Raw genomic sequence first — 12,356 nt, 5'->3', positions numbered from 1 at the left:
TTTTAGGTCACTAAAGACAAGTGAATCTACCGGGGTCGGCGCTGTCCCCTCGTCGGTATCCGTACTTGGCCGGAGACCGAGGTTGTGAGGCTGAAATCGGCGGAATGACGGAGAGAACACGCTAGCCGCGGCACAAGAGCCAGTAGCGCGCGGAGCGAACGCGCGGGCATGGACGAGACCGGCGATTCACTCATCGGTGGCGTCGTACTCGCGGCCGGTCGGAGCACGCGGTTCGGCGAGTCGAACAAGCTTCTCGAAGCGATAGACGGGACGCCGCTCGTCACCCGTGCGGCGCGGACCGCAGTCCAGTCCTCGCTGGACGAGGTCGCGGTCGTTCTCGGGTACGACTCGGACGCAGTCGCCGACGCGCTCTCGGCGTTCGACCTCCCGGCGCGGTACAACGACGACTACGCCGACGGACAGAGCACCTCCGTGCGCGCGGGTGTGGAGTTCGCCCGCGAGGCGGACTGGGACGCCGCCGTCTTCCTTCTCGGCGACATGCCGTTCGTCGAAACGAGGACGCTCGACCGCCTCCTCGACGCCTATCGCGCCGGCGAGGGAGATATCGTCGCACCGCGGTACGAGGGTAAACGGGGGAATCCGGTACTGTTCGACGCGCGGCACTTCGATGCGCTGGGCAACGTAGACGGCGACAGAGGAGGGCGCGAACTCGTGATGGAACACGACGGAACGCGGTTTGTGGACGTCGACGACGCGGGCGTGCTCCGGGATATCGATTCGGAGGCGGACCTCCGAACGTACGTTGCTGAGGAGTGAACGGGTACGCGCTTCGCCGCGCGAGACGCCTCGGCTCTCAGGACTCGGTTTCCGAGTCTCGGTTTCAGACTACCACTCGCTCCGGTTTCGACCCGCGGAACCGTCGGAGTCCGCGAGAACCGCAGGGGTCGGCGCGCCACGCTGCGGTGAGAAAAGTGCGAGACCATCCGGCCCAGTAGGTCGCGAGAACACCGACGCCGCGAACGGGACCGCTCAGAAGGTGGCGTCGGTTGTACGGCAATTGCGACTCGTCGGGGTGGACGTTCTACAGAAGTGACAAGACGAGTGCCTCGGAGCTTGACCCCGAGGCGGTTCACTTTGTTTTAGATTTAAGAACGTCGACGCCGAAACACCGAGCAACCCGATGTCCGAGCCGGAACCCCAGGGGTCGAACCCCGACGAAGCGGTGTCCACGGAGGGTGACGAGCGCGCCGCCGACACGTCCGAGATCGACGCCGCGATCGGCCGCTACCTCCGCGCCAGCGGCGAGAGTGCGCAGTACTCTTCGACCGCCGAGTCCGTGCTCTCGCAGTTCGAGACGTGGCTCCGTCGGCGCGGCAAAGACTCCTTCGCGGCGTTCGAGGACGAGGGCGAGCAACTGCTCCGACGGTACGCGGACCGACTCGCCCAGCGAGTCGAGGCTGGCGGTATCTCCGCCTCCTCGGCGGGGACGTACTTCAACGTCATCTCGGGATTTCTCAGCTTCTGCGTTCGCGACGGCGACCTCCTGCGGAATCCCGCGCTCTCGAATCGCGCCCGCGAACCGCTTCCCCGCGACGACCGAGAGCCCGACCGACAGTTCTGGTCGCCCGACGTCCGCCGACGGCTCGTTCAGTACACGAACGACCGCGCGTACAAGGCCATCGAGGCCGACGGGATGGACGCGCACGGGGAAGTCCGAGATCGCGCCCTCGTTCACGTCATCGCGTACACGGGCGTGCGCGGCGCGGAGGTGTTTCGCGTGAGCGGCGACGACCGCGAGGGAAGGCAGGGGCTCACGTGGGACCGCGTCGATACCGACGCGTGGACGTTCCGCGTCTGGGGCAAGGCCCAAGAGTGGGAGGACGTCTCCGTACCGAAGCAGGCCCGCGAGGCACTACAGCGGTGGCGAACGGTCCAGAACCCTCCCTCTGGGACGTGGCCCGTCTTCCCGACGAGTCACGCGCCGTCGAAGTACGCCGCCGCGCGTGAGACGTTGGGTGAGGAGCGAGCGAACGCTCTCCTCGAAGACGCCGACGTCGACGACGTTCTCCGAGACCGCGGTATCGCCCCGCCCGCCGTCACCACCGAGGGCGTGCGCCGCATCCTCGAACGCGTCGCGCAGGCGACCGGCGTGGATGTGGACGGAAAACCGCCGCTTCCGCACGGCGCCCGTCGCGGACTCGGCGACGAACTCTATCGGACGGACCGCGGGTTGGCGCAGGACGTACTTCGGCACAAGTCGCTGAGCACTACTCGGGAAGCGTACTCGTACATCGAGGCCGAGGAGTTAGGTGAGCGAGTGGGAGACGTACTGAGCGAGGATCCATAGACCGGCCGGTATCTCGGTCCATCGTCTGTTGTTCTTCCTCTCCGTCACGGGTCGCGTCGACGTTACGGGAACCTTCGTCGTCTGCGGCGACGATACTCCCACGTAACCGATATCCTCGATATGATCTGTGTACCGAACCCCCGCTGAGCGAACCAAAGTTCGACGGTTGTTGTTCACTCGACCCGCTCAGTTCGCGGACGTACGACGCGGTCGATTCAACCTGGAATGTTATTGACTACTTTGGCAGCAGAATCTGTTCGATAAAATCTTGCTAACCCGTTAAACATCCAGTCTGCCATCACCGAACGGTAAGTGTGGCACAACTACCCGAGTGGGCTCCATGCATACGCGCACCTCGGCGAAGACAACTCTTGAATTGGCGTATTCGCCGAAGAATCGATGGAGTACCGATTGCCGAGGAAGCGCGGGTTGCGTTTTCGCCTCGGGCCTCTCTGCAGGATGCAGGGGATATCGATACACGCCCCATATCTGATACTTCCAAATCGATCATCGATTCAATCGAATCGGCACTCCGTTTCCCCCGCCGTGTTTCCGCTGTGAGGCCCTGATTTCGCACGGAAACCTCACCGGCTGAGAGTATCGACACGTCTGTGAGAACCGTAACAGCAATCTTTACTCGATGGTACCGAAATTACGTGTCGAGAAACGCGTGACACGGGGGCATTCCGACCGAGCCGACCGAATCCCAGCGCCTCCCTCTCAGAATACCAAATGAGCTCACCATACCTCCAGCGAGACAACGAAACATGAGAAGGCAACTCGCCAAATGATCGGAATTCAGCATCGTCAATCCGCGACCAGCGGTGGTTCGGATACCGACCGACGAGACCGAAGCGAGGACGAGACGACATCTCGCAGGACGACGAGCCGACCCGCGGACGGTCGGGCCGGAGAACGCTCGAATCCGAAGGACGGGACGTGGACGGGGTCGAAGCGGCGATTCCTCTCGGGTCTGGCCGGTCTCGCGGCGACCGGCTTACTCGCCGGGTGCGCAGGTACCGGCGACGGCGAGGACGAGAGTCCGGGTGGAAGCGACACCACCAGTGAGAGCGGCGACGGCGGTGAAACCGCCCAGTTCGACGGATTCTTCGAGAACGTCAGCAACTACGACGGAGTCGTCGACGAAACCGGACAGGATTCGGTAACGGTCACGGTCGGTTCCGAGATCAACAGCGGACCGTACGGATTCAGTCCGGCGGCGGTGCGAGTTTCGCCCGGGACGACCGTGACCTTCGAGTGGGTCTCAGACACCCACAACGTCGTTCCGACGGCGCAACCCGAGGGTGCGAACTGGGAGGGCCATCCCGAAATCGTCAACGAGGGAGCGACGTACACCTACACGTTCGACACCAGCGGAACGTACACCTACGTCTGCGAACCCCATCGGTCGATGGGTATGAAAGGCGCTATCGTCGTCGCGGACGGGTAGACGTGAGCGACTTCTCGCGTCAGACCAGACGACTGTCCCGGTTCGAATTGCGTGTCAAACGGACGGTACCTTCTAATGACGTCACGCCGTGTGACCTATCATGGCCGTCGAGCGTCGATGTTCTTCGAACCACCGCGTCGCCCGCCGGCTTTCAGCGGCTATCTTCGGCCGGAAGCGTTTCGAATCGCGGTGTGCCGACGGGAGTTCCGCCGCGTCGGACTTGCCGAACGGTTACTCCCTGGTACCTCCCGCGTCTCGGGCGGTGTGGCGCACAGAAACGGCTCCGCTCGACTCCGGAGCGTGGCGAGTGCGGACGGTCCCGCGTGCACGAGGTGGCTGAATGGTTCGAATTCCAGACGTAGACCTCCCGCGTCTGCTGCTCGTCGGACTGGCGCTGTCGATGCTGGTCTCGGTCGGTGCGGTCGCGAGCACGTCTTCGAGCGCGTTCAGCGTCTCTAACTCCGCGTGGGAGGGAACGTCGTCGCTTCAACAGCAGGCGTCGGCGGTGGATGCCGACTCGACAATCGTCACGAACACGACCGAATACGCGCGGGTGGACCCGACGTCGAGCGTGGCCGTCATCCTCTCTCCCACCCGCCCGTACACGCCGGCCGAGACCGAACGCGTGCGCGAGTTCGTGCGGTCGGGCGGAACGCTCGTCGTCGCGGAGGACTTCGGTCCGCACACGAACCCGCTCCTTGACGCGGTGGGCGCTCGAACCCGAATCGACGGGCGCCCGCTCCGCGACGAGCGTCAGTACTACCGGTCTCCCGACATCGTCGTCGCGACGGAGGTTTCGGAACACCCGTTGACCGGCGAGGTGTCGCAACTCACGTTGAACCACGGGACTGCACTCCGGCCGAACGGCTCGCGGGTTCTGGTGAACAGTTCCCCGTTCGCCTACCTCGACACGAACCGGAACGGCTCCCTCGACAGTGCGGAGTCGATCGACACGTACCCGGTCGTCACGCTGGAGGCAGTTGGTGACGGGCGCGTCGTCGTCGTCTCGGATCCGAGCGTCTTCATCAACGCGATGCTCGACCGACCGGGGAACGAGCAGTTCGCCCGCCTCATCTTCTCGGGGCACGAAACGGTCCTCCTCGATTACTCACACCGAAGCGGGCTCCCGCCGCTCACCGCCGCCGCGGCCGCCGTCCGTCAGTCGAACGCGCTCCGCGCCGTCGTCGGGTTCGCGAGTATCGGTCTCGTCGCGTTCGTTTACAATCGGAGCCGCGATGAATAGCCGACAGCTACCCGATCCGCGCCGGCACTGGTTTGCGGCGTGCGCCTCGATAGACCAGAAGTGGTAAATAAGAACAATGTTTGATATAGAACAACGAAACTCCCCGGAACAATGACCGATCCACAGTCGCTGTACACGACGGTTCGAACCGAAGCCGCGACGGTCCTCGTGGGGAACGAACAGGTGCTCGAAGAACTTACCGTCTCGCTTCTCACCGGCGGTCACATTCTGCTCGAAGGCGTCCCCGGCGTCGCGAAGACGACAATCGCCGACGTGTTCGCTAACACGCTCGGACTCGACTTCCAGCGGATCCAGATGACTCCCGACCTCATGCCCGTGGACATCACGGGAACGAAGATATACCGGGAGACGACCGGCGAGTTCGAGACGAAGCGCGGACCCGTCTTCGCGAATCTGGTCCTGGTGGACGAAATCAACCGTGCGACCCCGAAGACGCAGAGCGCGCTCTTGGAGGCCATGCAGGAAGAGCAGGTGACTATCGAGGGCGAAACGTATCCGCTCCCGGACCCGTTCATGGTCGTCGCCACCATGAACCCCATCGACATGGAAGGGACGTTCGCGCTACCGGAAGCCCAACGCGACAGGTTCCAACTCAAACTCACCGTAGACCTTCCGGAGCGCGACTTAGAGGAGACGCTGTTGGAGCGGTTCGACGAGACGCCCGGTCTGCGGCCCGACCAGGTTCAACAGGCCGTGTCCCTCGACGATATCGCAGAGGCGAGAACTGTCGTCGAAAACGTTTACGTCGACGAGTCGATTCGGAACTACATCCTCGATATCGTTCAAGCGACCAGGGACAGCGCCGACACCGCCCACGGTGCCTCTCCCCGTGCCTCGATTCATCTCCTCTTCGCCTCGAAGGCGCGGGCCGCCATCAAGGGACGGGAGTACGTCATTCCGGACGACCCGAAGGCGCTGGCCGAGTCGGTCCTCGCCCACCGCCTCGTACTCAGCACGGACGCCGAACTCGGAAGCGTAGACCCCGAGTCGGTCGTGGAGGGCGCCGTTCGAGCCGTGACGCCGCCGACCTACGATACGGTGCGGTCGTCCGCGACGGTCAGCGACGGTGGGGAGCTTTCGAACGACGCCGACGATGTCGAACGAACGGACGAGTGAGTGCCGCCACGAACGCAGTTGTCACATTCTCCTTCGCGGGAGTGATCGACGCTACCACCGGCAGGTGACGACGAGGTCCGAATCGCCGTTCGCAACCGACTCCGTCTCCACCGTGACCGCTGTGTCCAGTCCGTGCGCTAGTCCGCTGCCGAGAAAGGAGGCCACCGGATGGTCGAATCCGGTTTCGTCCTGGTAGGCGACTCCGGAGACGCCGACCGCGATCTGCTGTGCCCCTTCGTCGTACTCCGCCTCCGCGACGCGAACCACCTCGAACTGCTCGACGAGTGCGTCGTAGAGTTGGGCCGTCAGTTCCTCGGGCCGCGAACTCAGTTCGTCCGAAGCCATTCGTTCGAACTCGGCGACCATCCGTCCGGCCGTCGGCACGAGAGCGACGCCGCGTCGACGGTCGCTGTCCGGGGCGACGAACGTCGAGCGGAGCGCTTCGTCCGACGGAAGCTCGTAGTCGGGCGACTGCGGGACGAACAGGCGAACGGGTGCTCTCGTCTCCTCGGTGGGAAATTCCACGGGAGCGTACACCGCGACGTTCGCGAGACCCAGTTCGTCCCGAATCGCGGTCCCGGTCTCGTTGACGGCGTCGTACGCCGACCGACCGACGGTCGCCGGCATCACTCGCTCCGGTGAGAGGAAGTACGTCAGGACGCCGCCGAAGACGCCCGTCGCGCCCAGCGCCAGGAGGACGGACCGTGCGGAGGAGAACACGATTCCCGCTGCGATGCCGGCCAATCCGATGCCGAGGAGCGCGAGCGCGGTCTGCCGGTTCTTCGCGTGCTTCCCGCGGGCGTAGTCGTTACGGAGGCGTCGGTTTTCGGCGCGTAGCTCCTCGATTCGGCGCTCGCGTTCGTCGCCGTCGTTCGGGTCTTCCCCGCTCGCCGTGGCCTCACCCGAGCGAGGTCGTCCGTTGGTGCGCGGTTCGGTCGTTCGTTCGTCCGTGTTGCTCATCTGTGGTGGTCTCCTTCTGTCAGCCCCAAGCTAACGAGTTCGTATCTGTGAAGTGCGTATCCGCCGACCGCGACGACGGCCCAGAGGAGGACGGCGACGTGCCAGACCTGCCACGGTCCGCCGACAACGTACCAGATGCCGCCGGCGACGCCGACGTAGGCGAGTAGCCACGCGGCGCTCGCTGTCAGCGATGCGGCGGCGGTCACCAACGCGCCGGCGAGAAGCAACGTAAGTCCCGCCTCGACGCCGACCAGTACCGTCAGCGGAAGCGGTGCGGCGGCGACGGAAACGATACCGACCTGCCCCGCCGCGATGGCGTACTCGACGGGGAAGACGACCCAAATGATGACCAGAGTCGCCGCGGCGAGCAGTCCGACTAGTTCGCCGAACAGGACGAACACCGCCGCTGCGATTCCGACGCCGGCGAGTTCCAACGCGACCGAGGCCCACGTCGGAGAACCCCGGCCGCTCCCGGACCCGAGCAGCGAGCGAACGCTGCTGGTATCGGACATCTATCGGACACCTCCCGGATGCGGTCTCTCGTCGGACGTCCGTTCCCGCGCGTCTCGACCGGCACTGAGAATCGCCTCCAACTTATCACCCGGCCCGACCTCGAACGCGGAGACCCCGTCCATGTTCGCGAGTTGTCGACGGAACTCCTCGAAATCGCGGTATCGGCGATACCGTGACGCCGGGTCGAAACGCTCGGTTTCCTCGAACAGAGCCGTCGGCGTCAGCAACACGACGACGTGCCCCTCTCCCCGTCGCGCCAACTTCACCGCGTCGCGCAGTTCCGCCCGGGCCGAGTCGTCGGTGACGAGTACCGTCAGCGTCGACCGTCGAAGCACCGCGCGGTTCGCGCGGACCGCCGAGAACAACGGTCGCGCGTCGAGTCGCCGGACGTAAGCGCGCCGCTCGGCGACGAACGGCCGCAACGTGCGCTCGAACGGCGTCGCCTCGTCGGCGAGGCGGTCGGCGAGACGCCGCGCTCGCGCGGTGTCCGTCTCGAATGTCCGGCCCGACGAGTCGGTTGCACCGGGGTCAACTGTTGGAGTCAGATCGAGCAGCCGTTGCTTCAACGCGGCGTACTGACCGGCACCGACGCCGAACTCGCGCTCGACGGTCACCCCGTCGTCACCAACCGCGTACAGGCTCACGGGGTCCTCGTACGTCCTGGCGTTCTCCAAGAACAGGAGCGCGGCGTCACGGGCGTAATCCAGTTTCCGCTCGCCCGGCGGCCCTTCGTTCATCGACGCGCCGTGGTCCAACACGAGCACCGTTCGCCGCGTCGTCTTCCGTTCGTAGTTTCGGACGTGCGGCTGGTTGAGTCGGGCCGTGGCCTTCCAATCGATATGCCGCATCTCGTCTCCGGGCGCGTACTCGCGGATCTCGACGGGTTCCTGGCTGTCCCCCAGCTGTCGGGTGTCTCGGTCGCCGTAGCCGACAGCTAACGCCTCGCCACCCGCGCCGACGTGCAACCGTCGCGGAGCGCGGGCCTCGACGGAGATTTCGGTCGAGTCGCCGACGTCGAGCGACTCGGAGAAGAGACCGAACGGGTCGGTCAGCCGGAGTTCGGGCGGTCCGAACCGCACGCGACCGGCGACGACCCCCGACCCCGTCATCGTCGTCGTCGCCCGTCGCTCGCCGCGCGACAGCCGACAGCGCCGTTCGTCGTCGCCGACGTCGGAGACTCTCACGGACGGGTCGCCCACGAGTTCGACATCGAGGGGGGAGGGCGCAGCGACCGTCGCCTCTATCGTCACCGAGAACGGTTCGCCCTTCACGACGCGGTCGCGAGGGCACGCTTGGACGACCGAGAGGCCATCTACGACGTGCTGCGACTGTCCGACGAACCGTGCCTGATGCGCGAGCAGCAACACTCCGAGCGCGGCGGTACCCACCAACGGCGCCGGTCGGTCCAAGAGACCCGCGAAGGCGGTTAGCACTCCCGCGAGGGCGACGATGGCCCAGTACCGATTCGTGACGCGCATCCTGTCCGTAGTACTTTACAACGTACCGTAAATATGGGTGCTATTACAGCGCAATCGACCGACCGACGCAGCGACTATCTATCGAGAATGTACCGATAGTTGAAAGAATGAGTTAAATTTGTCAGTGGGCATAATGAAGTTGTGTTCCGAAAGCGAGTGATAAGACGAGGGATCTTGATGCTCGTCTGTCTCTCGATAGTGCTCTCGCTCGGCTACGCTGCGGTACCCGTAGCGGGGGCGGCCGTGCCCGACGGAGAGTCCGTCGTCTTCCCCCAGCAGACGCCCACCGAGAACAACTCGACCGTCGTCCACGAGAACCCGGAGAACGCGAGTAGTTCGGAGGACCTCGAAGACGTCAGAGAGTGGCTCTCGAACCGGATGGCGAACGCGGTCATCGACTGTACCCGGCAGGTGCAGGCCGGCAGTTCCTACGCGTGCCGACAACTCGACCGAGACTACCCCGACTGGGCGGGTCGATACGTCGAGGTCAGGCGGAACGACGCTGGCACCGCCGAATCGACCGACCGAACGCTCAACCGGACGCGAACGGACGCGCAGACGTTCGCCGAAGACGTGGAGACGTTCCGGGAACTGCGCACCGAGTACGAGGCGGCGAGAGCGGCAGGAAACGAGGAGCGGTCCAGGGAACTCGCCCACCGACTCGTCCGTCAGAGCCGCGAGATAAACCGAACGGCCAGCCGAGTCACGAGCAACTACGACGCGTTCTCGAACACTACCTCGGAGAACCTGAGCGTCGCCAGCGACGCCGTCGTCGAGATAGAGCAGAACACGACGACGGCGGCCGAGGAGATACGCGAGGCGGAACTCGTCTCGACGACGCTCTCCGCGGAAGCGACCCGAGCGAGGGGTTCGTTCGCGTCACCCATCGTCGTCGCGGGACGACTAGTAAGTGAGAACGGGACGGCCGTCTCCGACCGCCAAATTCGGCTGCAAATCGGGAACGGCACCGCGACGACCGCGACGGACGCCGAGGGAGCGTTCTCGGTCCGATACCGTCCCACCACCGAGCGTCGCGGCGCGTCGGACCTGACGGTCAGATATCTACCGACCAACACGTCGCTGTACGGGCCGTCGGACGACGAGGTTCGCGTCACGGTGATTCAAGAGCAGGCCACCGTGACGGTGAATCCCCGGCCGTCGACCGTCGCGTTCGGCGACGCCCTGACGGTCGCGGGACGCGTCGAAGCGGCGGGCCGAGGCGTCGGCGACGTTCCGGTCGTCGTCAGTCTCGGCGGGGGCCGCCTCGGAACCGCCCGAACGGACGAAACCGGAGACTACTCGCTCAACGTTTCCGTCCCCGCGGCCGTGTCGGAGGGGACCGCCCAGGTCGTCGCGGGACTGCCGTTCGAGGGACGCGCTCTGGCGGCGGCCGACGCGTCTACGACGGTCAGCATCGAATCGACGGCGACGACGCTGTCCCTCCGCGGCAATCGGACCGGTGCCGGCGCCGTCCGTCTCGACGGCCGTCTGGAGACCGATTCGGGACCGCTCGCCGGCCGGGAGGTGGAACTCGCGGTCAACGGGTCGACGATCGGAGTCGCGCGCACGGGGCCGGACGGGCGTTTCTCGACCGAGACCGACCTTCCCTCCGCCGTCGCCGCGTCCGACTCCGTCGTCGTCACCGCGACGTACTCACCGGCGGGGGAGAGCCTCGACCCCGCCAGCGCCCGAGTGACGCTCGGTTCGACCGCGTCGGACTCGTCCACGAGCCTCGGGGCGTTCATCTCCAACGAGATTCGCGACATAATCGCTCGGCTGACCGGCTCACCGAGCGACGCCTCGGGCGGTATCTCCCGTCAGTTCACCGGCGCCTTCCAACTCGGGGCCGCCGCGTTCGCCGTGGCTAGCCTCTCGGTGCTCGGACTCCTGTTCGTGCGGCGACGCGAACCGCTGGCGTTGGCCCGAGGGTTACTGGGTGGCGGCGAAAAACCGGAGCAGGAGCACGAGGGCCCGCGCGACGTGGCCGTCGAAGAGTTGAACGAAGCGACCGTACTCGCTCGCTCGCCCCCGAGCGAGACGTCGCTCCTGACGACAGCCCGCGAGCGGTTGTCGCGCGGCGATACCGACGCGGCCGTCCTCGCGGGCTACGAGGCCGTACGGCGTCGGCTCGCCGACCGTCTGGAGCGGGATTCGCCGATGACGCACTGGGAACTGCTCAGGTCGTACGAGTCGAACTCGACCCGCGAGGACGCCGGGAGCCTTCGACAACTGACCGAAGCGTATCAACGCGCCGCGTTCTCGCTGCAGGCGAGTTCCGAGGAGACGGCGCGGATGGCGCTCGACAACGCCGAGAGATTACTCGACACGTTCGACGGAGACGGCGAATCGGCCGATTCCGGTCGGAACTGACTCGATCTTCGGGTACCGGACGACCGGAGGCTCACAGCGAGACGACGAGTTCGAACGCGAGGTTCCCCGTTCCCGCCGGCGGCGGCGAAGCGTACGTCACCTCGACGCTCTCCTCGGTTTTTCGACTCACCCAGAACTCGCCGGCGGCATCCTCGGACGCCGGGGTCACCGTCGCGACATTCGGAGCGGTATCGAGCGGGTTCGTCAGCAGGAACGTCTTCTTCGTTCCGTCGCCGCTCGCTCTCGTGGACGCGGCGGGGAGGTTCGGCGCGTGTTTCGCCTCACCGTCCCAGATTGCCGTCGAGCGGCCGTCCGTCGCGGTCACGTCGCCGGCTATCCGGGTCATTCCGTTGTCGAATAGCATTGCCGGCTCGCCCGCTGTCGTAACGCCGAGGACGCCGGGAGCCTCGCGCCAGAGACCGGTGTTGTTCTGCTTCGAGAACGTGTAGGACGGGTCGGAGGCGGACCCGTCGGAGACTTCGGCCTCGTTTTTCACGATGATAGTGTCGTCGATGTACACGTCGCCCTTGTCGCCGTTCTCGTCCGCCTCGATTCGGATGTTCTTCCGCGAGTTCGCACCGAGCGGGTTGTATACGAGTTCGAACTCGTTCGTGGTCCCGTTGTAGCGCATTCCCCAGTCGTCCGCTGCGCCGAACGTGACCCATTCGTCCCCGTTGCGTCTGAACGCGTCGCCGTCGCCCTCTGCGTTCGGCCTCCTCTCGCTCGTGGCCTGTTCCGCTTCGGCGTTGCACCCCGCGAGTAACCCCACTAACCCGACCGTCCCGGAAGCGCTAAGGAACGTTCGCCTGCTCGTCACGGACTCTGATCCCTCGTCGAGAGCCATTACGATTCCATATAATATTACGGGTAAGTAAAATTTTCGTGAGGTCCCATTTC

10 protein-coding genes are annotated in these 12,356 nt (G+C 65.2%); 6 read left to right on the top strand and 4 right to left on the bottom strand.

From position 1 onward, the window contains the following. Positions 1-168 precede the first annotated feature (168 nt). The 5 genes from NDI76_RS16325 (at position 169) to NDI76_RS16305 (ending at position 6,138) form a co-directional block, all read left to right on the top strand. A complete protein-coding gene (locus NDI76_RS16325) occupies positions 169-777 on the top strand; it encodes a nucleotidyltransferase family protein (RefSeq protein WP_310925201.1) in 609 nt (202 codons plus the stop codon). Positions 778-1,141: 364 nt separating this feature from the next. Beyond that, positions 1,142-2,308, top strand: a complete 1,167-nt coding sequence (locus NDI76_RS16320) for a tyrosine-type recombinase/integrase (RefSeq protein ID WP_310925200.1) — start codon at positions 1,142-1,144, stop codon at positions 2,306-2,308. 787 nt (positions 2,309-3,095) lie between these two features. Continuing rightward, complete coding sequence (locus NDI76_RS16315; protein WP_310925199.1) at positions 3,096-3,758, top strand: halocyanin domain-containing protein; 663 nt, start codon at positions 3,096-3,098, stop codon at positions 3,756-3,758. A 340-nt stretch (positions 3,759-4,098) separates the two neighbouring features. Further along, positions 4,099-5,001 (top strand): DUF4350 domain-containing protein, encoded by a 903-nt coding sequence (locus NDI76_RS16310; protein ID WP_310925198.1) that lies wholly within the window; start codon positions 4,099-4,101, stop codon positions 4,999-5,001. A 111-nt stretch (positions 5,002-5,112) separates the two neighbouring features. Further along, entirely contained in the window at positions 5,113-6,138 is a 1,026-nt protein-coding gene (locus NDI76_RS16305; RefSeq protein WP_310925197.1) for an AAA family ATPase, read from the top strand. Positions 6,139-6,189: 51 nt separating this feature from the next. Here the strand turns inward: NDI76_RS16305 and NDI76_RS16300 are convergent, their stop codons facing one another. Genes NDI76_RS16300 through NDI76_RS16290 form a run of 3 tightly spaced genes read right to left on the bottom strand, consistent with a single transcriptional unit; the run spans position 6,190 to position 9,089 of the window. Continuing rightward, entirely contained in the window at positions 6,190-7,098 is a 909-nt protein-coding gene (locus NDI76_RS16300) for a DUF7982 domain-containing protein (protein ID WP_310925196.1), read from the bottom strand. Beyond that, positions 7,095-7,610 carry a DUF8163 family membrane protein gene (locus NDI76_RS16295; RefSeq protein ID WP_310925195.1) on the bottom strand — a complete coding sequence of 172 codons (516 nt, stop codon included), beginning with the start codon at positions 7,608-7,610 and terminating at the stop codon, positions 7,095-7,097. The genes NDI76_RS16300 and NDI76_RS16295 overlap by 4 nt, the downstream gene beginning before the upstream one ends. Next, complete coding sequence (locus NDI76_RS16290; protein WP_310925194.1) at positions 7,611-9,089, bottom strand: DUF58 domain-containing protein; 1,479 nt, start codon at positions 9,087-9,089, stop codon at positions 7,611-7,613. Positions 9,090-9,266: 177 nt separating this feature from the next. Between NDI76_RS16290 and NDI76_RS16285 the strand changes: the two genes are divergently transcribed. Then, the gene (locus NDI76_RS16285) at positions 9,267-11,459 is read left to right on the top strand and encodes a hypothetical protein (protein WP_310925193.1); all 2,193 of its coding nucleotides are present in this window, start codon (positions 9,267-9,269) and stop codon (positions 11,457-11,459) included. 31 nt (positions 11,460-11,490) lie between these two features. Here the strand turns inward: NDI76_RS16285 and NDI76_RS16280 are convergent, their stop codons facing one another. Beyond that, complete coding sequence (locus NDI76_RS16280) at positions 11,491-12,303, bottom strand: hypothetical protein (RefSeq protein WP_310925192.1); 813 nt, start codon at positions 12,301-12,303, stop codon at positions 11,491-11,493. Positions 12,304-12,356 lie beyond the last annotated feature (53 nt).

Source organism: Halogeometricum sp. S1BR25-6 (assembly GCF_031624495.1).
GTDB classification, from domain to species: Archaea; Halobacteriota; Halobacteria; order Halobacteriales; family Haloferacaceae; genus Halogeometricum; species Halogeometricum salsisoli.
The sequence above is the reverse complement of the archived record's forward strand: the minus strand, read 5'-3'. Positions and strand labels throughout refer to the sequence as shown.

What these genes read in the sequence shown, in the direction of transcription:
- NDI76_RS16325 (WP_310925201.1), top strand. Translation starts at nt 169, where the DNA reads ATGGACGAGACCGGCGATTCACTCATCGGTGGCGTCGTACTCGCGGCC.
- NDI76_RS16320 (WP_310925200.1), top strand. Translation starts at nt 1,142, where the DNA reads ATGTCCGAGCCGGAACCCCAGGGGTCGAACCCCGACGAAGCGGTGTCC.
- NDI76_RS16315 (WP_310925199.1), top strand. Translation starts at nt 3,096, where the DNA reads ATGATCGGAATTCAGCATCGTCAATCCGCGACCAGCGGTGGTTCGGAT.
- NDI76_RS16310 (WP_310925198.1), top strand. Translation starts at nt 4,099, where the DNA reads ATGGTTCGAATTCCAGACGTAGACCTCCCGCGTCTGCTGCTCGTCGGA.
- NDI76_RS16305 (WP_310925197.1), top strand. Translation starts at nt 5,113, where the DNA reads ATGACCGATCCACAGTCGCTGTACACGACGGTTCGAACCGAAGCCGCG.
- NDI76_RS16300 (WP_310925196.1), bottom strand. Translation starts at nt 7,098, where the DNA reads ATGAGCAACACGGACGAACGAACGACCGAACCGCGCACCAACGGACGA.
- NDI76_RS16295 (WP_310925195.1), bottom strand. Translation starts at nt 7,610, where the DNA reads ATGTCCGATACCAGCAGCGTTCGCTCGCTGCTCGGGTCCGGGAGCGGC.
- NDI76_RS16290 (WP_310925194.1), bottom strand. Translation starts at nt 9,089, where the DNA reads ATGCGCGTCACGAATCGGTACTGGGCCATCGTCGCCCTCGCGGGAGTG.
- NDI76_RS16285 (WP_310925193.1), top strand. Translation starts at nt 9,267, where the DNA reads ATGCTCGTCTGTCTCTCGATAGTGCTCTCGCTCGGCTACGCTGCGGTA.
- NDI76_RS16280 (WP_310925192.1), bottom strand. Translation starts at nt 12,303, where the DNA reads ATGGCTCTCGACGAGGGATCAGAGTCCGTGACGAGCAGGCGAACGTTC.